Annotated in this window: 23 protein-coding genes; 18 read left to right on the top strand and 5 right to left on the bottom strand. The window is 44.2% G+C overall.

What is annotated here, in order from left to right:
• Window positions 1-304 precede the first annotated feature (304 nt).
• From rplM to A3CY_RS0110815, 5 genes are all read left to right on the top strand, one after another.
• Window positions 305-760 carry a 50S ribosomal protein L13 gene (gene rplM / locus A3CY_RS0110835; protein WP_018337942.1) on the top strand — a complete coding sequence of 152 codons (456 nt, stop codon included), beginning with the start codon at window positions 305-307 and terminating at the stop codon, window positions 758-760.
• Window positions 761-766: 6 nt separating this feature from the next.
• On the top strand, window positions 767-1,153 hold the full coding sequence (gene rpsI / locus A3CY_RS0110830; RefSeq protein ID WP_018337941.1) for a 30S ribosomal protein S9: 387 nt from the start codon (window positions 767-769) through the stop codon (window positions 1,151-1,153).
• Between the two features lie 92 nt (window positions 1,154-1,245).
• The gene (gene rpsB / locus A3CY_RS20860) at window positions 1,246-2,031 is read left to right on the top strand and encodes a 30S ribosomal protein S2 (RefSeq protein ID WP_018337940.1); all 786 of its coding nucleotides are present in this window, start codon (window positions 1,246-1,248) and stop codon (window positions 2,029-2,031) included.
• A gap of 21 nt (window positions 2,032-2,052) precedes the next feature.
• Window positions 2,053-2,871 carry a translation elongation factor Ts gene (gene tsf, locus A3CY_RS0110820; RefSeq protein WP_018337939.1) on the top strand — a complete coding sequence of 273 codons (819 nt, stop codon included), beginning with the start codon at window positions 2,053-2,055 and terminating at the stop codon, window positions 2,869-2,871.
• 77 nt (window positions 2,872-2,948) lie between these two features.
• Window positions 2,949-3,605: an HAD family hydrolase gene (locus tag A3CY_RS0110815; protein WP_018337938.1), complete on the top strand. Its 657-nt coding sequence runs from the start codon at window positions 2,949-2,951 to the stop codon at window positions 3,603-3,605.
• Between the two features lie 5 nt (window positions 3,606-3,610).
• On the opposite strand, the gene A3CY_RS0110810 is transcribed toward A3CY_RS0110815, so the two are convergent.
• Window positions 3,611-5,260: an ArnT family glycosyltransferase gene (locus A3CY_RS0110810; RefSeq protein WP_018337937.1), complete on the bottom strand. Its 1,650-nt coding sequence runs from the start codon at window positions 5,258-5,260 to the stop codon at window positions 3,611-3,613.
• A gap of 175 nt (window positions 5,261-5,435) precedes the next feature.
• Between A3CY_RS0110810 and A3CY_RS0110805 the strand changes: the two genes are divergently transcribed.
• From A3CY_RS0110805 to A3CY_RS20855, 5 genes are all read left to right on the top strand, one after another.
• Window positions 5,436-6,917, top strand: coding sequence for a hypothetical protein (locus A3CY_RS0110805; protein ID WP_018337936.1), 1,482 nt, complete (start codon window positions 5,436-5,438; stop codon window positions 6,915-6,917).
• A 4-nt stretch (window positions 6,918-6,921) separates the two neighbouring features.
• Window positions 6,922-7,641 carry a hypothetical protein gene (locus A3CY_RS0110800; protein ID WP_018337935.1) on the top strand — a complete coding sequence of 240 codons (720 nt, stop codon included), beginning with the start codon at window positions 6,922-6,924 and terminating at the stop codon, window positions 7,639-7,641.
• Between the two features lie 100 nt (window positions 7,642-7,741).
• Complete coding sequence (locus tag A3CY_RS0110795) at window positions 7,742-8,755, top strand: porin (protein ID WP_018337934.1); 1,014 nt, start codon at window positions 7,742-7,744, stop codon at window positions 8,753-8,755.
• 38 nt (window positions 8,756-8,793) lie between these two features.
• Window positions 8,794-9,915 (top strand): nucleoside recognition domain-containing protein, encoded by a 1,122-nt coding sequence (locus A3CY_RS0110790; protein ID WP_018337933.1) that lies wholly within the window; start codon window positions 8,794-8,796, stop codon window positions 9,913-9,915.
• Between the two features lie 79 nt (window positions 9,916-9,994).
• A complete protein-coding gene (locus A3CY_RS20855; protein ID WP_081619458.1) occupies window positions 9,995-11,602 on the top strand; it encodes an ArnT family glycosyltransferase in 1,608 nt (535 codons plus the stop codon).
• Here the strand turns inward: A3CY_RS20855 and A3CY_RS0110775 are convergent.
• Together A3CY_RS0110775 and A3CY_RS0110770 are read right to left on the bottom strand one after the other, a co-directional pair.
• A complete protein-coding gene (locus A3CY_RS0110775; RefSeq protein ID WP_018337930.1) occupies window positions 11,552-12,163 on the bottom strand; it encodes a lipid-A-disaccharide synthase N-terminal domain-containing protein in 612 nt (203 codons plus the stop codon). The genes A3CY_RS20855 and A3CY_RS0110775 overlap by 51 nt on opposite strands.
• Window positions 12,160-12,888 carry a glycosyltransferase gene (locus tag A3CY_RS0110770; protein WP_026207557.1) on the bottom strand — a complete coding sequence of 243 codons (729 nt, stop codon included), beginning with the start codon at window positions 12,886-12,888 and terminating at the stop codon, window positions 12,160-12,162. The genes A3CY_RS0110775 and A3CY_RS0110770 overlap by 4 nt, the downstream gene beginning before the upstream one ends.
• Window positions 12,889-13,045: 157 nt before the next feature.
• Between A3CY_RS0110770 and pyrH the strand changes: the two genes are divergently transcribed.
• The 8 genes from pyrH to gltX all read left to right on the top strand — a co-directional run bounded on the left by pyrH (window position 13,046) and on the right by gltX (window position 21,260).
• Window positions 13,046-13,750 (top strand): UMP kinase, encoded by a 705-nt coding sequence (gene pyrH / locus A3CY_RS0110765; RefSeq protein ID WP_018337928.1) that lies wholly within the window; start codon window positions 13,046-13,048, stop codon window positions 13,748-13,750.
• Between the two features lie 32 nt (window positions 13,751-13,782).
• Window positions 13,783-15,666, top strand: a complete 1,884-nt coding sequence (gene dxs / locus A3CY_RS0110760) for a 1-deoxy-D-xylulose-5-phosphate synthase (RefSeq protein ID WP_018337927.1) — start codon at window positions 13,783-13,785, stop codon at window positions 15,664-15,666.
• 9 nt (window positions 15,667-15,675) lie between these two features.
• A complete protein-coding gene (locus tag A3CY_RS0110755) occupies window positions 15,676-16,374 on the top strand; it encodes a Crp/Fnr family transcriptional regulator (RefSeq protein WP_018337926.1) in 699 nt (232 codons plus the stop codon).
• Window positions 16,375-16,432: 58 nt separating this feature from the next.
• The gene (locus A3CY_RS0110750; RefSeq protein ID WP_026207555.1) at window positions 16,433-17,629 is read left to right on the top strand and encodes a pyridoxal phosphate-dependent aminotransferase; all 1,197 of its coding nucleotides are present in this window, start codon (window positions 16,433-16,435) and stop codon (window positions 17,627-17,629) included.
• 459 nt (window positions 17,630-18,088) lie between these two features.
• Window positions 18,089-19,231 (top strand): 1-acyl-sn-glycerol-3-phosphate acyltransferase, encoded by a 1,143-nt coding sequence (locus tag A3CY_RS0110745; RefSeq protein WP_018337924.1) that lies wholly within the window; start codon window positions 18,089-18,091, stop codon window positions 19,229-19,231.
• Window positions 19,222-19,401 carry a hypothetical protein gene (locus tag A3CY_RS0110740; protein ID WP_018337923.1) on the top strand — a complete coding sequence of 60 codons (180 nt, stop codon included), beginning with the start codon at window positions 19,222-19,224 and terminating at the stop codon, window positions 19,399-19,401. Before A3CY_RS0110745 ends, A3CY_RS0110740 begins: the two co-directional genes overlap by 10 nt.
• Window positions 19,401-19,697: a hypothetical protein gene (locus A3CY_RS0110735; protein WP_018337922.1), complete on the top strand. Its 297-nt coding sequence runs from the start codon at window positions 19,401-19,403 to the stop codon at window positions 19,695-19,697. Before A3CY_RS0110740 ends, A3CY_RS0110735 begins: the two co-directional genes overlap by 1 nt.
• Before the next feature lie 33 nt (window positions 19,698-19,730).
• Window positions 19,731-21,260: a glutamate--tRNA ligase gene (gltX, locus tag A3CY_RS0110730; protein WP_018337921.1), complete on the top strand. Its 1,530-nt coding sequence runs from the start codon at window positions 19,731-19,733 to the stop codon at window positions 21,258-21,260.
• Window positions 21,261-21,372: 112 nt separating this feature from the next.
• On the opposite strand, the gene A3CY_RS23445 is transcribed toward gltX, so the two are convergent.
• On the bottom strand, window positions 21,373-21,507 hold the full coding sequence (locus A3CY_RS23445) for a hypothetical protein (RefSeq protein WP_316928928.1): 135 nt from the start codon (window positions 21,505-21,507) through the stop codon (window positions 21,373-21,375).
• Window positions 21,508-21,623: 116 nt separating this feature from the next.
• Window positions 21,624-22,166: a nitroreductase family protein gene (locus A3CY_RS0110720; RefSeq protein WP_394330663.1), complete on the bottom strand. Its 543-nt coding sequence runs from the start codon at window positions 22,164-22,166 to the stop codon at window positions 21,624-21,626.
• Window positions 22,167-22,394: the final 228 nt, after the last annotated feature.

The raw sequence follows: 22,394 nt of genomic DNA, 5'->3' as shown, positions 1-22,394 counted from the left end.
GGTACCGGGTAGAACGTCATACAATTTTCAACATAAAACATTTGCCACCGCCCCCACTTCGCCCTCGAATTTTCACGGAATGTTTTGGAGTTCAAAGATTTTTGTGTACTTTTGCCCCTCATTTTGGAGTGGAATGCTCGAAAATTCGCGAGGAATACCTTAGCCATGCTCCCCGTGATGCTTCTGATTCCGTTGAAAACTAATAGTTTGCCCGATAAACCTCGTTGTTTTTAACCGGATGAAAGGACGCGAGAGTAACCACGAAAAAATACAAACAGAAGTTTAATAATAAATTAAAAAAGAAGTGGATCAGATTAGTTACAAAACAACTTACGTCAACAAAGCCACAGCCCAAAAAGAATGGATTGTGATTGACGCTGAGAATCAAGTTGTGGGACGTCTTGCCGCTAAAGTTGCGAAACTGTTGAGAGGCAAGTACAAACCCAGTTACACTCCCCATGTAGATTGCGGAGACAATGTAATCATTATCAACGTGGAGAAAGTAGTCTTCACTGGAAAGAAATTAACCGACAAAGTGTATCGTAGACACACGCAGTATCCCGGAGGACAAAGAACTTCAACTCCCGCACAAGAGATGGTTCGTTTCCCCGAGAGAATACTTGAACATGCCGTGAGAGGTATGCTTCCGAAGAACCGCCTTGGTCGAGCTGTATTCAAAAATATGCACCTGTTCGTGGGACCGGAGCATAAACATGAATCACAACAGCCGAAAGTAATCGATATAAATACACTTAAATAACAAGGTATGGAAGTAGTAAATACAGTAGGTAGAAGAAAAAGCGCGGTAGCCCGTGTTTATCTTAACGAAGGAAAAGGCAATATCACGATCAACAAAAAGAGCTTGGAAGAATATTTCACGTTGCCTACCCTCCAATTTATTGTAAAACAACCGCTTGAATTATTAGGCGTTGCCGGACAATATGACATCAAAGTAAACCTTGTTGGAGGTGGTTTTAACGGACAGGCTGAAGCTTTACGTTTAGGTATCGCCAGAGCATTGGTGAAAATCAACGCCGAGGACAAATCTAAATTGAGAGCGGCAGGCTTCATGACCAGAGACCCGCGCGAAGTTGAGCGTAAGAAACCGGGACGTCCGGGCGCACGTAAGAGATTCCAATTCTCTAAACGTTAATCAGAGTTTAGTATCTAAATTGGCGGGACTTCTCTCGAGAACTACCCGGCAATTGAGCAAATTTAAGAATGTAAACTTAAAAAAAGACACAAATGTCAAAAACGAATTTCGACGAATTATTAAATGCAGGTTGTCACTTTGGACACCTTACCCGTAAATGGAATCCGAAAATGGCTCCGTATATTTTCATGGAGCGTAATGATATCCACATTATTGACCTGAACAAAACCGCTATCATGTTGGACAAGGCAAGTGCAGCCTTGAAACAAATAGCTAAATCAGGCAGAAGAATTCTGTTTGTTGCAACAAAGAAACAGGCTAAGGACATTGTTGCTGAAAAAATTTCAAATATCAATATGCCGTACGTGACTGAAAGATGGCCGGGCGGTATGTTGACCAACTTCCCGACCATCCGGAAAGCCGTGAAGAAAATGACCACCATTGACAAAATGGAAAAAGACGGTACTTTCGCTCACCTTTCAAAACGGGAAAAACTCCAGATCTCTCGTCAAAGAGCAAAATTGGAAAAGAACTTGGGCAGCATCGCTGACCTGACTCGTCTTCCTGCCGCTCTTTTCGTTGTTGACGTGATGAAGGAATATATCGCGGTAAAAGAAGCTAACGCTCTTGGAATACCCGTGTTCGCTATCGTGGACACGAACTCCAGCCCGGAAGGAATCGACTTCGTGATTCCGGCTAATGATGACGCTTCAACTTCTATCTCTTTGATTATCGGGAACGTAGCTGATGCTATTAAAGAAGGATTGAGCGAAAGAAAAGCCGAGAGAGAAAAAGAAGGCGACAAGAAAGGCGCTGAAAAAGAAGAAATTCAAGAGGAAGTAGCAGAAGTAGAGGCAAAAGCTACTACTGAAGAATAAATTAATTGAAATCGAAAGAATATGGAAATAAAAGCAGCAGACGTGATGAAGTTGCGTAAAGCAACAAACGCCGGAATGATGGACTGCAAACACGCTCTTCAAGAAGCCGAGGGTGATTTCGACAAAGCCGTTGATATCATCCGCAAAAGAGGTCTTATTGTTGCCAGCAAACGTGCAGACAGAGATGCAAAAGAAGGTTGCGTTTTAGCCAAGACCGACGGTAAGAACGCAGTAATGGTTTCATTAAATTGCGAAACTGACTTCGTTGCCAAAAACGAAGGATTCATCGGTTTTACCACTCGCATCCTTGACGCCGCTTTAGCCAATATGCCCGCCACCACGGAGGAATTATTAGCTATCCAATTGGACGGTAGAAGCATCGCCGACCAAATTTCAGAACAAACCGGAGTAATCGGTGAAAAACTGGAATTGAGCTACTACGGAAGCTTGAAAGCAGAAGATTGCGTGGTTTATATTCACCCGGGAAATATGTTAGCAACCGTTGTTGGTTTCAACAAAACCGCTGACGCCCAAGTGAAGAAAAATATCGCGATGCAAGTAGCTGCCATGGCTCCTATCGCCGTAGACAAAGACGGGATTCCGCAGAACGTGATCGATCACGAATTTGAAATCGGTCGTGAGAAAGCACGTGAAGAAGGCAAACCGGAAAATATGTTGGAAAAAATTGCTCAAGGTCGCTTGAACAAATTCTTCCAAGAGTCTACCTTGTTGAACCAAACTTACGAGCAGGACAACAAGATGACCGTGAAACAGTACTTACAAAGTGCAGATAAAGATTTGACCGTCACGGGCTTCTTACGTTACACGTTGAACGCTTAATAAACGACAAATCTGTCAACATAAAAAGCAGGCTTAGCGATAAGCCTGTTTTTTTATCCTTTCATACTCACGAAAATATGCAGAAAGATTACAAGTACATTCTTTTAGACCTCGACGGGACCGTCACCGATTCCATGGAAGGAATCACCAAATCGATTCAATACGCCCTGAAGCATTTCGGGATTGAAGTAGACGACTTGAACCAACTTCGCAAATTCGTCGGTCCCCCTTTGAAAGAATCACTCATGGAGTTTTGCCATTTCAATGAAGCACAAGCAGAAGAAGGCATCCGGAAATACCGGGAAAGATTTACCGACATTGGTATATACGAGAATGCCGTTTACCCGGGCATAGAATCCCTCTTGCAAGAATTGAATGCTGCGGGGAAGCAAGTGATGCTGGCAACCGGGAAACCTGCCTATTATGCCGAAAAGATTCTCGACTACTTCCACCTCAGCCCCTATTTCAAGTTTGTCGGGGGCAGCGGGCTCGACGGCTCCCTGTCGCACAAAGACGAAGTTATCCGCCACGTGCTGGAAAGCAATGACATTCACGACCTGAGCCAAGTCGTAATGGTCGGCGACCGCAAGCATGACATTCACGGAGCCAAACAAGTAGGAATAGACAGTATTGGTGTTTTATACGGCTACGGGGACAAAGAGGAGTTAATCGAAGCCGGAGCGGAACTAATGATCAGTTCTGTGGAGGAATTAAAACAAGCATTACTATCATAACAGAATCAATAATCCGCTTTCTTTTCTAAAATCGTCACGTAGCGCACGAATTTCGGGGAGTAGCGTTTCTTATCGGATTTCGGGCGGGTGTTGTTGTCGTAAACGTCAATAAAGTGAAGGTTTACCCGTTCCAACATCGCGGGAGGCAATACTTCCGCGGCAGGTTTGCCGGAAACCAAGACGATCGGAAGCGAATCCAACAGAGTGGTATCCTTCGCTATATCCAAAGGTAAAATGCGACGTCCAGCCTCGTACACCAGCTCGATACGCAATTCTTCTTCCGACGGGTAGTAGAAGGGCAGATGATTCACTTCTTCGATTTTCCTAACGGCACTGATGCTCTTGATCTCCGTGTTGTTGAACATATTGGCAACACGAGGCATAAGCAGGGTTTCCACGAGAATCATCAATAACACGATCCCTGTAAAGACTTTCATTGATTTCATCCTTACCCCACCCGCGAAAATAGAATAAGCCGCAACAAGGAAAAGTATGGAAACAATAATCAGAAGCATCAGCCCGATTTGCCCTTTTGTATAAAACAGGAAGTATATTGCCACTGGCATTCCCAAAGCAATGAGAGCCGGAAGGAACGCATTGATCCGGAAGACCACCCGGTCACTTTTGGTAAGTGCCTTTTCCTTCGTGGCAGTAAAGATATACACCACGTAGTGTGCCACAACCATAGCGGCTGGAATAAGCAACGGCAACAGGTAACGGGTTTTCTTTTCCGGGAAGAACGAGAGAAGTACTAAACTCACTAACGTCCACAACACGGCAAAGGTATATTCTTTTTTCAAGGTCACCTTTCGTTTCAACCAGAACCAACCTACCAACCCGGTCAACAGGAATAACGACCATATCCCGGATTCCGCGAAGAATTGCCAGTAATAATACCACGGACGAACGTTTCGCTCCATCCAAGCTGTCGATTCTTTCGCCCACACGTATGTTGTCATGTCCTTGTGGAATACGTACAAATACAAGTACCACCAAAAGCTAACCGTCGCAAAAATCAAAATCATCACCACGATCTGCAATCCTTTTCTCTTGAAGGAGGGACGGAACACAGCGATATAACTAATCAGGAATGATAGTAACAAGGCATAGAACGCCACCGGACCTTTCCCCAGAAAGGATAACCCGAGAAATATTCCCGCCCATACAAACGAACCCCAGCCTGTCCGCGGGCTGGTAATCCCTTTGTAGAAAAAGAATATAGCGCCCAGCATAAAGCTATGGCAATAAATATCCCAAGTCGCTACACGACCTGCCATAACGACATTGAAACTTGTCGCCAATACCAAAGCGGAGAGCAATCCCAACAACCTGTTCTTGGTTAATGCCGAAGCGAAGAAATAAAGGAAGAACGCCATGAGGGTCGCCATTATTCCGGCTGCCGCCCTTTGCAAAGAGATATTGTCAGGTTGGAGATACTCGATCCCAGCTGCCACCCAAGTAGGCAGAGGCGGTTTTTCCAAACGAAGTTTCCCGTTCATGGTAGGCACCAGCCAATTGTCATATTCTATCATCTCGTGAGCCGTAACCAAATTACGCGACTCCATAATATCCTCATAAACAGCCCCGTTATTCACGAAGAAAGCGAACCAACAAACAATAAGAATAAACAGGTAGTGTATATAATTTCTTTGCATAACCTCTTTAAATTACACTTGCGATTAAGTGGCAAATTTAAAACAATAATATTATTTTTACTTGTATCTCACTCAAATTATCAAGAGAAACGTATTTTAATATTTGATAAAATTTTGCTTAATCGCTTTTTTACACTAAACTTGCAACACTAACACTATTATTGAAAACACAATTATGAAAAAAGTCTTTTTTTGCATCCTGCTAACTAGCATTTTGATTTCATGCGCAAAAGAGGAAGGTAACGATTGGGGAAATCAGAAAATATTAAATTACAATGGTTCTAACCCCGTAGGCAAATTTCTTATTTCTAAAATAATTGAACGAGATCAAGGGATAGAAGAATTAAACCTCACGCTATCACATCCCGCAAGAGAATTGCTATTCGACCACGCTATCTTCGGGCAAGGATTTGGATTTGGAATACATTACGCCATCCCCGTCCGAAACACGAATACAAATATTGTCGAGGGATGTATCATCTATCAAATTAATGAAGAAATTCATGACAATTTTAACCTGAAAGCTAAAATTAAAGCCCCCTTATTCATAGATTCTGAAAAATACAACACACTACCAATTCAACAAAAAAGCTGTCTTGTATTTTTCAAAAGATGGAAAGAACAAGGTTTAGAAATTACAGAGAAATTGTGCATAGCAGAAAAATGTTTTTCAAGAACAAATACAGAAATCGAAAACGAAACATCATTTTATTCAACATCAAATGAGTATTATCATATAGAAATCGAATATTGGATTGATCTTGGAGGTTATTTACCTAACGATGCACATGCTTACGCAATAGGATTAGAAAAACGAAGTAAAATATTTAAAGGGAACTACCAAGCCTTAACAACATCCAACACAGCAGGTCCCCCTGAAATTTGTGTCAATATGGAAAGAATTAATATAATATTAACTTTTTATAATGGCATCAATGGTTCACTTGAAACGCTTTTAACAAATTACATGAATCAATGCGCTAACGATTTTCGCAATTGTCCAGGAGCTCCACGATTAGAATATCACATCATCACGCCAATAGGAAATCAAGGTGGTTCTAGTTCTGGATCAGGAGGAGGCTCTAACTCGGGTTCAACACCGGGAAGCGGCAATGGCTCCTGGAATCCCCAAACACACCACGGCATCCTTGAAGCAATACAATCCCAATGTCGGTTAAACGATACCGACCTAAAAATACTTATTGATGCAAATGACTACTGCGACAATTTACTAGAAGGCAATCAATTCTCCTCCAAAGCATATTACCATGCCATGAAAACATCTGAAAAGATATCAGAACAGGCGGCAAGAGATCGATTCAAACAACATTTAACAGAAAATTTCATCATGTTTTTAACTAAAAAAGAAACGAATCACATAGACGCCATTTATGCATTAGGGATTGCAATTCATGGAATAGTCGATAGCTTTTGCCCCGGGCATAAAGGATTTCAATATTACTCCCTTGCCAACTTTTCTGAACACGCAAAACAAGACAAAGGAGCACTTTCTCCCGAGCAAGTCGGAAATTCTATAAAAGTTACAGTAACTATTTACAGAGAACTAAACCGACCAGAAGCAGATGATCAAACAATAGATAATGTGATTGCCATGTGGGAAGAAGCATATAACAAAAATTTAGAAGAAAATAATTGATATCATGAGAATCATCGTTAAATGTATAAAAATATTCATGATAGGAATAGCAAGCATTATCGTATTATTCCTAATCACAGTAGCCATAAACAGAACATTGGCGAGCAAATGGATGCTAGAACTCCGGAAAAAAGAGTTAAAAACACCCAACCCGACTGCTTACACATTCAACTACCCATTATTGCATGTAAGAAAAGTCATTATAGAAAAATTTAACAAAAAAGAATTTCGAGACATGTTAATACATGGTAAAGGAACATTCTTTGGAAATATTGATTATTGCACTGAAGGTATTATAGATAAAGTAGGCAATGAAAATGATTTCGTTTTAGGAGGAAGCCATGTATTGGAATCTTTCACGTATCGAACAGGGAAAAGGGGACGCTACTGTAACATGAGATTGCAAATTCATTTAGATTCAATTTCTCCCACGGAAACAAGAGTGGAGGTCATCAGCCACGATCGAGAGATCATTTCCGGGTACAAATTAGGCATCGCACACATGTCTTTTATTGTCCCCATATTTCAAACTTTCGATCCAACAACCATTGAAGAGTATCAAGTTTTGTATAACATAGGCAAATACCTAGGGGTGGATATGCCTAAAGTTAATTACCCGGAAGATTTATCCGATCAGCAAATATTCGCAACGTTTTGTAATGGAGTAAAACACCGCATAAATTCAACATATAGACCATCACACTTGATAGGAAACGAGAAATAATCTATTAGATAAATAGTGGCAATCTGCATATAATTCAAAATCTAATATTGCTTTTACGGGAAAGTTAATTTATCTTTGCCGCTCAAAATCAAATTAGTTTATGAGAAAAATATTTGCATTCTTTTTACTCTCTGTATCAGGCATATTGAGTGTGTGTGCGCAAGAAAAGAACAGATTTAATCTGACGGGAGAAGCCCGGGTTGATTACCTGCATAACCTAGGTTCCGCTTCGGCTTCCGATAACGGCTTCCGGGGAAGCATGGTCAATTTAAAAATAAACGGCACGTTCGGGGATGGATTTTCCTACGCTTATCGTCAACGTTTGAATAAAGCAAACACGGAAAGTTCTTTTTTCAATTCCATTGATTACGTGTATCTTAATTACGCAGTCAATAATAACTGGACTCTTTCCGCGGGAAAACAAATCGTTAACATCGGCGGATACGAGTATGATTTAGCCCCTATCGATATTTATACTTTATCCGAGTTTTGCAACAATATCGCTTGTTATCAATTCGGGGCGAGCGCTTCTTATCTCCTCGACGGGGGGAAGGATATGTTCACGTTGCAATTATGCCAATCGCCATTCCAAATCGAGGGCAGCCGGGATATTTACGCTTTGAATTTCGCCTGGAACGGGAGCCACGGTTGCTGGAACACGATTTATTCCGCGAATTTAATTGAATATCAACCACACGATTTTATCGGATACCTCGCTCTCGGTAACCAATTCAAATCAGGAAAGACTGTTTTCAACGTTGATTTTATGCTCCGTTCCACGGGTTCACAAGTGAAGGACGGGGATATGTTCAAAGATTTTTCTATCATCGGAAGTATAACGCAAGAAATCGGGGAACACGTGGTCTTGCGGGTCAACGCTTCGCATGACGCAAATAAAAACAAAAGCGCGGGAGATTTGTGCGTGTTGCCCGGAACAAAAATAACAAATATCGGCGGTGGCGTGGAAGTGTATCCCGCTCGCACGCGAGATGTCCGCCTGCACGCTTATTACAGCTATTATTCAGGAGATAATCATACCGAGGGGACCCTTCAACCCGATGACATGCAACTCAGTGTAGGATTGACCTGGAGAATAAATTTCATTAAAAAATAACTCTAAGTATCACTCATAAAATTCAAGAAGAAAGCATCATGAAGAAATTTATACCCACCGGGATTCCATGCCTAATTATCGTGGTTGGAATTTTCTATTACATCGCTTCCATCATGGGAATCCCGAATATGCTCAATACAATCATGAATACCGCTCATGATTTACTGTTAAATACTGTATTCTATTTAATGGGAATTTGTGTCATCACGGGAGCCCTTGGACGTATATTCGTGGAATTTGGTGTCGTGAAGCTTTTGGAGAAGATTCTGCGCCCGTTGATGAAGCCCCTTTTCAACTTGCCGGGTACGGCTTCGTTGGGTGCGGTGTTGACCTTCCTGTCGGATAACCCTGCTATCATTTCGCTGGCAAAGGATAACCGTTTCGGTAGTTATTTCAAAAAATACCAATTAATATCTCTTACCAATTTCGGTACAGCTTTTGGAATGGGATTACTTGTTATCGTTTTCATGATCGGTCAAGGATATTATTCCGCTCCTTTTATCGGGTTGTTCGGGGCTTTTTGCGGTTGTATCGTATCCACACGATTAATGCAACGTTTTACACTGAAATCGCATCCTCATTTCAAGGAGGAATGCGCTGTAACAGAAGTCGTGGAGATCAAAGAAGATGAAGACAACTCGAACAAATCACTTTTTTTACGCATTTTAGACGCCTTACTTGACGGAGGACGCTCGGGGGTTGACATTGGTATAGCTATTATACCGGGAGTGTTGGTTATATCCACATTCGTGATGATATTAACTTTCGGACCTTCAGCAGAAGGATTTACCGGAGCTGCTTACCAGGGAACGGAACTCCTTCCCTACCTTGCCGGCAAGATAAATATTCTTTTTGAATGGCTGTTTGGCTTTAAAGACCCGCACCTTGTTGCTTTCCCGATCACGGCTCTCGGGGCAGTAGGCGCAGCCCTTGGGCTTGTACCGAATTTCGCCGCACAAGGCTGGATCGATGGCAATGCCATTGCCGTGTTTACCGCTATCGGTATGTGCTGGAGCGGTTATTTAAGCACCCATACCGCCATGTTGGATTCTCTCGGGTTCCGCCAACTAACTTCCAAAGCCATCATCGCCCACTCGATAGGCGGTCTTGTTGCCGGGGTGGTTGCTCATTGGATTTACGTGTTGTTCCAACTATTTTAATACTCCAAAATAAACGGAAAGGTTTTGTAAAACCTTTCCGTTTATTTTTCCGTAACACACATAATTATAGCGAACAATCATGAAAAATATAAAATCATATTCATATTTTTTGCTATTCATTCTAGTTCTGCCCGTGTTATTATTTCGGGATTTTACCCCAAATAACGAATTAAAATACTTGAGCATAGCGGATGAAGCCTTGCGTGACGGACATCTTTTCGCGTTTTACCATCAAGGGGAAGCCTACGCGGATAAACCTCCTTTGTATTTTTGGTTCATTATGCTGAGCAAATGGATCTTTGGCGAATACCACATGATTGTACTTTCCCTGTTCTCCATTATCCCCGCTCTCGTGTCCATCCACATCATGAATAAATGGGTGGAGGAGGAAACTTCCCGTACTTCGCGCTGGAGTGCTACTTTGATGCTCTACACGAGTGCCCTTTATATCGGTTCCGCACTTGTACTGCGCATGGATATGCTGATGTGTATGTTTATCCTACTGGCGTTATACACGTTCTACAAAGAATATTCCGGCAAAGGACGCCCTATAGATAGCATTCTACTGCCGTTCTATATCTTTATGGCAATATTCTCAAAAGGTCCGGTCGGGTTTATCGTCCCCGTGGTTTCGATCCTCGTTTTCTTGATCGTGAAAAAGGAAGCCCACCACTTCGGGCAGTATCTCGGCTGGAAGCAATGGGGCATTCTTCTCGGGTTATGTGCCATATGGTTCGGCTGCGTGTTCGCGGAAGGCGGAACTGCCTACCTAAATAACTTGCTCTTTAATCAAACCGTCAACCGGGCTGTCGATTCGTTCCACCACAAGGAGGCATTCTGGTATTACGGGGTTACCATATGGTATTCGGTTGCCCCATGGTCGCTCCTGTACGCGGCAACCATTATTATTGCACTCCGTAAAAAGCTGCTCACGACGGATAAAGAAAAGTTTTTCTTCACGATCATCGCTTCCACTTTCGTATTGTTATCCGTGTTTAGCGCGAAATTAGATATTTATATGTTGCCGTTATTCCCGTTCTTTACTTATCTGACGATATTGTTATTGCCCAAGATGAAAGAAAAATGGGTAGCGTTCACGGTGTATATCCCGGTAGTCGCTCTCGTGCTTGCCCCTATCGTTGCTTTCGCCATCCGAAACAAAATGGAGTTCCCGTATTCAACATTCATTCCAATTGCCTTGGGACTATTATTCATGTTTTGCCTGTTAGCTTTTGTATTCTTGCTGCGGAAAAAATTATACAAGGCGATTAACTATACTTCGTTGGGAATTTTGTGCATGCTATTCACTGGGGCTTTCGCTTTACCCAAGTTCAACCCAAGTATCGGATTATCCGAAATGGCTGAAAAAGCTTACGAAATTTGCGAGGAAGAGGATATCGACCATTATTACTATTATCGCTTCCGTAGCGGAGAGAATATGGATGTCTATTTGCATGAAGATGCTATAAAGATCTCCGATGAAAATTCTTTGTTCAAGACTTACGAGCAGGGCGACTGTATGATTTTCTTAAAAGAAAAAGATGTATCCCGCTCGGAGAATATCATCAATTGGCTTAAAAATGTACATCACGAGAAAATTGGGACATATTATTTAGTATACCCGCAATCAGGTCACTTAACAACTACTCTTACGGGAGAGATAGATGTTCCTGCCGTAAGCCAATAGCCCGGTGGATTGTCCTAGGATCAGAACCGGATCCCGACGATAGATAGCGTAAGAAACGATAATCAGAGAACCGAACAAGCTGATAATCCAAAAACCGATCGGAAGCAACGATTCGTCTTTCCGCTTGGAATATATCCACTGGTACACAAAACGCAACGTGAAGATAATCTGTCCCATCGAACCGTAAATCAATAACCACAAGGGTATTTTCTCGTTGCGGAAGAACTGGTCGACAAAGGCGCCCACGTCCTCAAGCATATACACGATTGCCGCAATAGGAGTAAGCAGAAGTACCACACGCAACAGCAGCGGCAACCATTTCCACTGATGTTTTTTGTTCAAGTTCCAGATATAAATGTAATAAGATATGATCTGCCCGAAGATGATTGCGAAATCGTCCCTCAACCAACCGTAAACAAATAACAGGTAAGACCCCAATATGCTCAACTGCCAGAATATTGCCGGGGAGATTACTTTCTTTGCCCGCTCGGATAAAATCCATTGCAACAGTATTCGGGCTGAAAAGAACACTTGGGCGAGGAATCCGATAACGTAAATCATAGGTTGTTTTCCGCAACTTGATAGTTAATATAACGTTTCCGCATCCAGCGGTAAGCAAAACAATCCTTGAAAGGACCCACCAGACGATTTGCCAGGTTGTATTTTGATTTTCCGGCAATCCGGGGAAAATGACGCACGGGAACTTGTTTTACTCGCGCATGTTGCAATTGAATCAACGCAGGCAGAAAACGATGCATTCCCGTAAAAAATGGAATCCGCTTCGCGTAATCCGTGCGCAACACTTTCAACGGGCACCCGGTATCCTCTACCCCATCATGTGTCATCATGCGGCGGAAGCCGTTAGCGATACGGGATGACATATTTTTCACGAAACTATCTTTTCGCCCGGTACGGATACCCATAACCAGCTCGTACTCGTCAGCATGTTCCAATAAACTATTGAAGTCCTGGGGTGTCGTTTGCAAATCGGCATCGATATACCCGACCCATTTGGAAAAGGAGTTATCGATACCCGCTTTCATAGCAGCACTCAATCCCCCGTTTTGGGCAAGATTCAAGAAGAAAAAACCTTCATTACGAGCGCAAACCTCCCGCATGAGGCGTTCGCTATCATCTTTCGAGCCATCGTTTACAAACAATATACAAGAAGACACCTTGGATGTTTTTAAAAATTCACCTAACTCTTCCTCTAATCTTAGGATATTCCCTTCCTCATTATACACTGGAACTATGACAGTTAGATCGTAATTTGCGGTTTTATTCATCTGCCGTGAAATTTATATTCTCAAATTAAATTATAGTTATAACAAAAATCATTAGTTTTGTTGTTACGTTTTACGCTAACGAGCGGCGTGTATTTCTAGTACAAATATATATACTAAAAACTAAGTTTTTTGTTATAAAATTTAAACAGACAAAGATATGCAATATAACCGAATTTTGTTAAAACTCAGCGGAGAATCTTTGATGGGCGGGCAAAAATATGGCATAGACACCACGTGTTTGGAAAGTTATGCCCGTCAAATACATGAAATCGCGAAGATGGGCGTCCAGGTTGGTATCGTCATCGGCGGAGGTAATATTTTCAGGGGACTGAGTGGAACAAACAAGGGCTTCGACCGGGTGAAAGGCGACAGCATGGGGATGCTGGCAACCGTAATTAACAGTTTGGCTTTAAGCTCCGCTTTAGACAACGAGGGATGCAAGAACAAAGTACTCACGGCTATCCGCATGGAGCCAATCGGGGAATTCTACTCGAAAGCAAAAGCCGTGGAATATTTGAAAGAAGGTTATGTCACCATCATGAGCGCCGGAACCGGTAATCCTTATTTCACAACCGACACGGCAAGCAGCCTGCGTGCCATTGAGATCGAGGCGGACGCCATGTTCAAAGGAACCCGCGTGGACGGTATCTATACTGCCGACCCGGAAAAAGACCCGACTGCCACGAAATTCGACAAGATCACGTATGACGAGATATATAACCGGGGGTTGAAGGTCATGGACTTGACTGCCACGACCATGTGTAAAGAAAATCATTTACCGATCATCGTGTTTAATATGGATCAACCGGGTAACTTAAAAAAAGTCATTTCAGGCGAGAATATCGGGACGATCGTGTATTAATTTCCCTTTCAGGCTTTTTTCAAGGGTGAATCATGAGTGAAGAGAAAAGAATATTAGATACAATAAATTCTCCCGAGGATTTAAAGCAAGTACCCGAGGATGACCTTATCCAACTATGCCGGGAACTACGCGAAAAAATCATCGACGAGTGTTCGGAACATCCCGGGCATTTTGGGGCAGGATTAGGTGTTGTCGAACTTACCGTGGCATTACACTACGTGTTCGATACGCCTTATGATAATATCGTGTGGGACGTGGGGCATCAGGCTTACCCCCACAAGATACTTACCGGAAGACGGGATAGCTTCTGTACAAACCGCCAATACAAGGGACTCAGCGGCTTCCCTAAAAGAAGCGAAAGTAAATACGACGCGTTCGGCACGGGGCACTCCTCCACCTCTATTTCCGCAGCCCTTGGAATGGCAGTAGCGGCAAAGATGAACGGGGAGGAAGACCGCCAATCCGTGGCAATCATCGGCGACGGAGCCATGACCGGGGGACTGGCTTTCGAGGGATTGAACAACGCGGGAACGAATAACGCCAACCTGCTTGTCATTCTCAACGACAACAACATGGCTATCGACCCCAACGTGGGCGGGATGAACGAGTACCTTCTCGACATCACGACCTCCAAAACCTATAACAAATTAAAAGAAGATATCTGGCATATCCTCGGGCGTATCAATAAAATCAGCCCGGGAGCCCGTAACTTTATCCAAAAAATAGACAACAGCGTGAAATCGTTGATGTTGCGCCAAAGCAACTTGTTCGAGGCTCTAGGATTCCGGTACTTCGGTCCCGTGGACGGGCATGACGTCAACCACCTGATTAAAGTCCTCCGGGATTTGAAAGGCATCAAGGGTCCCAAGCTATTGCATTGCATCACGGTGAAAGGCAAGGGCTTCAAGCAAGCCGAAATAGACCAGACCACCTGGCACGCCCCCGGTAAATTCAACAAGGAAACCGGAGAGATTATCAAAGAGAATAAAGGCAACACGCCCCCGAAGTTTCAAGACGTATTCGGCAACACGATATTGGAATTGGCACACACGAACCCAAAGATCGTGGGAATTACCCCGGCAATGCCTTCGGGATGTTCGTTGAATATCATGATGAAAGAAATGCCCGACCGCTGTTTTGACGTGGGTATCGCGGAACAGCACGCCGTGACGTTCTCGGCAGGGTTGGCGGCTCAGGGCTACGTGCCTTTCTGTAATATCTACTCCTCTTTCATGCAACGGGCATACGATCAAGTGATACATGATGTTGCCCTGCAAAAACTCAACGTCGTGTTCTGTCTTGACCGGGGAGGACTGGTAGGTGCTGACGGGGCGACACACCACGGGGTTTTTGACCTGGCAAGTTTCCGTTGTATCCCAAACATGACGATCGCCTCTCCCCTCAACGAGGAGGAATTGCGTGACATGATGTACACGGCTCAACTCCCGGATCAAGGACCATTTTCCATTCGCTACCCGCGGGGCAACGGCACGATGATTGAATGGCGTACCCCGTTCAAAGAATTGGCTATCGGGAAAGGACGCTGCCTTATCGAAGGCGAGGAGGTTGCCATTCTCTCGCTGGGGGCTATCGGGAACGAGGCTCTTAAAGCCATCGAGAGGGGAACAGGGCGTTCGGTAGCGTTCTACGATATGCGTTTCCTCAAACCGCTGGATGAAAAATTACTTCATTCGGTATTTCATAAATTCAAAAAAATCATTACCTTAGAGGACGGAACTATCGTGGGTGGCTTGGGTAGCGCCGTGTTGGAATTCATGTCTGACCACGGCTATTGTGCAAAAGTCGTACGCCTCGGCGTACCGGATCATTTCGTGGAACATGGCACCCAACAACAGCTATACAAGGAGTGTGGTTACGACAGCGAATCGATATTCCAAACTATTTGTTCGATGTAAATAGAAAATATGAAAGAAGAGGCTTTTATCCCTGACATTACGGAATGTATCAGCAAGTTCAAGCTGACATTCAAAGACGTGCCCGACCAGGACATCAAAGCCTTGTTCACGGATACCGTGATTAAATTTTACAAAAAAGGCGAATACATATACAACGAGGGTTCCCGCATCAAGGGATGTTATTTTCTTTTCTCGGGTATCGTGAAAATCTTCCAGACCGGAATCGCCGGGAAAGAGCAAATCATCCGCTTCGGAAAAGAAGGCGATATTTTCGGGTTTCGCTCCGTCATCCGTAACGAACCGGCTTGCACCTCGGTAGAAACTCTCTCCGATTGCGTGTTATGTTACATTCCCAATACTTCGCTGATGCACATGATTACTCATAGCCCGGGATTCGCTTACGAGATGATGCAAATTGCCTGCGAGGAATTGGGTGATGCCAACCATTATATCCGTGATATCGCTCAAAAATCGGTGAAAGCCCGATTGGCGGAAATACTCTTGCTCATTGCCTCCGATTTTGGCGTGGAAGAGGACGGAACGTTGAAACTGAATATCACCCGCGAAGACTTGAGTAATTTCGTGGGAACCGCCACGGAAACCCTTATCCGCCTACTCTCTGACCTCAAGAATGAGGGATTGATTGAAGCTAAAGGAAGAAAAATAAAATTATTAGATCATGATAAATTAAAAAGATTGGCTGATTGATTTAAAATCAGTCAATATGTCTATATTTGTGCCGTTTAAATTTAAACTCGAATAACTTATGCCACAGATCTCAGAAAAAGGAATGGCGATGCCTTCTTCGCCGATACGCAAATTAGTTCCGTTCGCAGACAAAGCGAAAGAAAGAGGAATTAAAGTGTACCACTTGAACATTGGACAACCGGATATTCAAACCCCGGATGTCGCTCTCGAAGCTTTAAAACATTGTAACGAGAAAGTAATTGAATATACCCATTCTGCCGGAAATCTTTCCTACAGAAAAAAATTAGCTAAATATTACCAGAACATCGGTATCAATATCGACGAAACGAATATCATGATTACCACCGGAGGTTCCGAGGCTATCACGATCGCTTTCATGTCCACGTTGAACCCGGGCGACGAGGTGATTATCCCCGAGCCGTTCTACGCTAATTACAACGCTTTCGCCCTGATGTGCGGCGTAAAAGTAAAAACGGTAACCTCTTCTATCGAAACGAATTTTGCTTTACCGGCAATTCAGGAGATCGAGAAGGTAATTACTCCCCGCACGAAAGGTATCGTGATCGTGAACCCGAACAACCCGACGGGATACTTGTATTCCAAGGAAGAACTCGAGCAACTCGCCACGATCGTGAAGAAACACGATCTTTACTTGTACGCTGACGAAGTATATCGCGAATTCTGCTACGACGGATACAAACACTTCTCCACGATGCAATTGCAAGGCATCGAGCAAAACGTGATCTTACTGGACTCTGTTTCCAAGAGATACAGCGAGTGTGGCCTGCGCGTGGGTGCGTTGGTAACCCGCAACAAAGAAGTGATGACTGCTGCCTTGAAATTCGGAATGGCTCGCTTGTGCGCCCCGGCTATCGGTCAGATCGTTGCTGAAGCATCCCTCGATACCCCCGCCGAGTATTTCGAGAGCGTGTATAACGAATACATCGAAAGACGTGACTTTATGGTAGAAGCCCTCAACAAAATGCCGGGAGTTATTTGCCCGAAACCCAAAGGAGCTTTCTATGCCGTGGTAAAATTACCCATTGACGATGCCGATAAATTCGCGCAATGGTTGCTCGAAGATTTCGAATACAACAAGCAAACCGTAATGGTAGCCCCGGCAAGCGGATTCTACTCTACACCGGGCTTGGGCAAGGATGAAGTCAGAATTGCTTACGTGTTAAAGATCGAAGATCTCAAGGGAGCCATGGAAACTTTGGCAAAAGCCCTGGAAGTTTATCCCGGTAGAAAATAAAAATTTCTTGCCCCATGTTCTGAGGCAATACCGATAAATATAATAACGAATAAAGCCCGCATAATGCGGGCTTTATTCGTTTTGTTTGCTCACGAATTACACTAGACTCGGATGCAAGGGTATTCAGCCCCCTCGTGTGTTGATTCTGCTCCTTGTTTTCCCCGGGTCTTCCCGCACTCCTCTCCCACTCCTTCCTACTTTTTAAACGGTTGTTATCCGATTATTATTCGATTACAAAATGAAATAACCCGTTTAATATCCTTTTAGTTATATAATATATCAACTCTTATTTATAGAGAAGAGCGAGGGAAGACTCGGAGAAGAGTGGGAGAAAACAGCCACAATAGTAAAAAATGAGGTGTTTCGCTCATTTAGAGCGAATATAAGCTTAGTCGACACTCTTTTATAAAACATTTTTGCCTATATTTGTCACGTGATTTCTAATTTTAAAATTACGACATGACATCGGATTCCCAATTTAATAGTATCAGACCCTACATAGGGGAAGAGATTCCTGCCGCCGTGGAGCGGCTAAGCCAAGCAGAAGAATTTTTGGCTCTTTTCTCCCAAATGACAAGGGTGGATAAAGATAAAATACAAAAACAACTCGAAGGTATTACCACGAGAAAAGAGTTCCAAGAACGTTTCTTCGGTCCCACGATGAAGCGGTTGATCGCAGGAACTACCGACGGGGTCACTGCCACGGGATTGGAATACATCGAACCGGGCAAAAGTTACTTGTTCGTTTCCAACCACCGCGATATTATCCTTGATTCAGCAATACTCAACGTGTTGTTATCAGAAAAAGGATGCCACTATTGCGAGGCTGCCATCGGAAGCAACTTATTGATCAACAAATGGGTGACGGATCTCGTGAAACTGGATGCCTGCTTTATCATCGAACGGGGACTTCCCGTGCGTGATATGATCACCAGCGCTAATTTGCGTTCCCACTACTTACGCAATGTTATCCTCGAGAACCAGGATTCCGTGTGGATCGCGCAAAAAGAGGGAAGAACCAAGAACGGCGATGACCGCACGCAACACAGCCTGCTGAAAATGTTCCGCATGAGTGGCCCGAAAGACTTCGTGGAAAACTTCCGGGAATTGCGGGTTGTTCCGGTATCCATTTCCTACGAGTGGGAACCTTGTGATGATTTGAAGACCGACGAGTTATATCAAAAAACGGTGGGCGAATATATCAAGACACCTGCCGCGGACATGAGAAGTATGCAACAAGGTTTGTCCGGGTACAAGGGACGGGTACATTTTGCCATCACTCCCCCGATTGACCGGGAACTAGAGGAAATCGACACCCGGGATAATAACGGTGACCGCATCGCCAACCTGGCAAATTTCGTCGACTCCAGAATACAGGGAAACTTCAAGTTGTGGGAAAATAACTACATCGCCTACGATTTGCTCCACGGCACGAACAAGTTTACCTCCAAATACACCGAGAAAGAAAAGGAGAATTTCATCCGCGTGATGACAGAGAAAATGGATAAACTCGAGGGCAATCGCTCAGTATTGAACAATATATTCCTCGAAATCTACGCTAACCCGGTTAAAAACGCTTTAGAAAGACATTTATGCGAATAGCGAAATACTTGCTGATTTTAACAGCATTCCTTATCATGATTTCCAGTACGCTCAGCCTCTTTCAAGGAGGTAACCGTACTGCCGTGTACGTGAATATCGGTGCCATGGCATCATTGGCTATTGCCGTCGGAATAATGAATTTCAAGACCCCTCCCAGAAATAATATATAATGTACAAGTTCAAGCGCAACATATATCTCGAGGACAAGTCAATAGAAATGTGGTTCGGGCTGACAAGCAAAAGCCGTGACCGCCACAGTAATTTCACCCTTTACGTCCTCACGGAGGGTCCCGACAGCCCATTCAGCTATGCCGAACAAATCAAGAGCGGCATTCCTTCCAAGAAAGAAGCCGAACGCTACGCGGTCACTTACGCTAAAAGCCTCTTGAGCCAACTCCTGGAACGGGAAAAAGAAGAGAAATCACAAGAAGACCCGCTCAAAGAAGACGAGGAAGAGGCGATCTAAACAGATCAACCAGTCATTATAAAAACTAAAGATATGATTTCCGATAGAAAAGTCAGAGTAAGATTTGCCCCCAGTCCCACGGGAGCCCTCCACTTGGGAGGAGTCAGAACAGCTCTTTTCAACTACTTGTTTGCCCGCCATAACGGGGGCGACTTCCTTTTAAGAATCGAGGATACAGACCAAACCCGCTACGTGCCGGGAGCCGAAGAATACATCATCGAATCGTTGAAATGGTGTGGCTTGACCGTAGACGAGGGCGTCGGGGTAGGAGGAGAATACGGACCTTATCGCCAAAGCGAGCGCAAACCGCTCTACAAACAATACGCCCTCCAGCTCGTGGAGTCGGGCAATGCCTATTATTCTTTCGATAGTGCCGAGGAATTGAACGCGCAACGTGCCGCTCACGAGGCAAAAGGAGAAACATTCATGTACAACGCAGCAAGCCGTAAACACATGAAGAACTCGCTCACGATGAACGCTGAGGAGGTAAAAGCCCTGTTGGACAGCAACGCCAATTACGTGATTCGCTTTAAAATGCCGGAGAATGAAGACCTTTTATTACACGATATCATCCGGGGGGAAGTACATTTCAACACCTCACTCTTGGACGACAAGGTGTTATTCAAGGCTGACGGGATGCCAACGTACCATTTGGCAAACATCGTGGACGACCACCTGATGAAGATTTCTCACGTGATCCGCGGGGAAGAATGGTTGCCGTCCCTCCCGTTGCACGTGCTTCTGTACCGGGCTTTCGGCTGGGAAGACACGATGCCGGAGTTCGCGCACTTGCCCCTGATCCTGAAACCTGTCGGCAACGGCAAGCTCAGCAAACGGGACGGGAATAAAATGGGCTTCCCCGTGTTCCCCATGGAATTCACGGATCCGGAGAGTGGAGAGAAATGGCACGGCTACAAGGAAGACGGCTATCTGCCTGATGCCTTTATCAATATGCTCGCTCTATTGGGCTGGAACCCGGGTACAGAACAAGAGATATTCTCCTTGCCTGAGCTATGCGAGCAATTTACCCTGGAACGCGTGAACAAAGCGGGCGCCCGCTTCAACCCGGACAAGGCAAAATGGTTCAACCACAAGTACCTCGTGGAAAGAAGTGATGCGGAACTGGCAGCCTTGTTGAACGAGTTGCTGGTAAAAGACGGAATCGCTTATGACACCCGGAAATTGGAAAAGATTTGCCACTTGCTAAAGGAAAGAGCAAACTTCGTGGCGGACATATACAATACATCTCAATATTTCTACAAAGCCCCGCAAAGTTATGACGAGAAGGGCGTGAAGAAATTCTGGAAAGAAGAAACGCCCGCCCTGATGCAGGAATTGGTCGGCGTACTGGAAAACGTGGAAGACTTCACCTCACCGAACACGGAAGAAGCCGTGAGAGAGTGGGTTACCGGAAAAGAAATCGGATTCGGTAAGGTCATGAGCCCGTTCCGTCTGGCAATCATCGGTGCCGCCGACGGTCCCCATTTGTTCGATATTATCGAAATTCTGGGTAAAGAAGAAACTTTAACACGCCTTCACCGTATTATAGATATATTGCGATAACTCTATAAAACAATAACCAAAAATTAAAAGTTGGAAAAGATCACATTGACCATTTCTAACTTTTAGTTTTTTAATACCGATACTATATGGATATTTCTAGAATAATGTATTGTTAACCTTCACGCAATCCTTTCTTTCCGGCTTGCCAGAGCCCCTTGGAGCGATTATCGGCTTCGTGCTGATATTTCTTCATCGGGATTAATGCCGTCGTTCTAGACGTTTTATTCGCATTAGTTGCCGGCATCATGGTTTTTACTCCCTGGACGAACTGCTCCCCACCGCCAAAGAATACGGGGCTCACCACCTCTCCATTTACGGTTTGATCACCGGAATGGGACTGATGGCTTTTAGCTTGTTGTTATTTTAGAACTTATTCCGATGAATCTTACTTTCATCATATTTGTCTTTCGCTTTCTGCGGACCATCGGGATAACCGACAGGAATGATACAAAGCGGGACAATCTGTTCCGGCATATTGGTATATTTCCGCACGATTCCGATACGATCCTCGTAAGGATAAGCCGCCGTCCATACTGCACCTAACCCTAACGCTTCGGCTGCCAGCAGAACATTCTGCGTCACGGCGGAACAGTCCACGTACCAATAAGAGGAACGGGTGGAATCCCCGCATACCACGATAGCCATAGGCGCTTGCGTTAACATCTTGGCGTAAGGCAACCCGGCTGCCATAGAATCGAGCGCAGCCCGATCCGTCACCACGACAAACTCCCACGGGCGTCTGTCCATCCCGGAAGGAGCCGCCATGCCCGCCTTCAACATAGCGGTAATCTTTTCCTCCTCCACTTCTTTCTTTAAATACTTGCGAACGCTCTTGCGTGCGGCAATATTTTCTAAGACCGCCTTAGTCTTCAAGACCGGGTCATCTTGTTGTTTCGCATCTCCCATACATGATGTCTTTAAAAATACAATCACCAATACTACGGCAAGTAAGATGTAAAAGGTATTCGATCTCTTCATTTTTTCTTATTTATTTTTCAATAATTGTTTTCATAAGCTTAATTTGCAACCTCGAATATACGAAAAAAAAAATCTCCCGGTTAAACTTTCCGGTTTTTTCCAAAATTCAGTACACACTTTCAGTGGCAAGTCGTATCACTAGCCTCAAGGCAATAA

The organism is Butyricimonas synergistica DSM 23225 (assembly GCF_000379665.1).
Lineage (GTDB): Bacteria > Bacteroidota > Bacteroidia > Bacteroidales > Marinifilaceae > Butyricimonas > Butyricimonas synergistica.
Note: the sequence above shows the minus strand (reverse complement) of the source record. Positions and strands in the feature narration are given on the sequence as shown.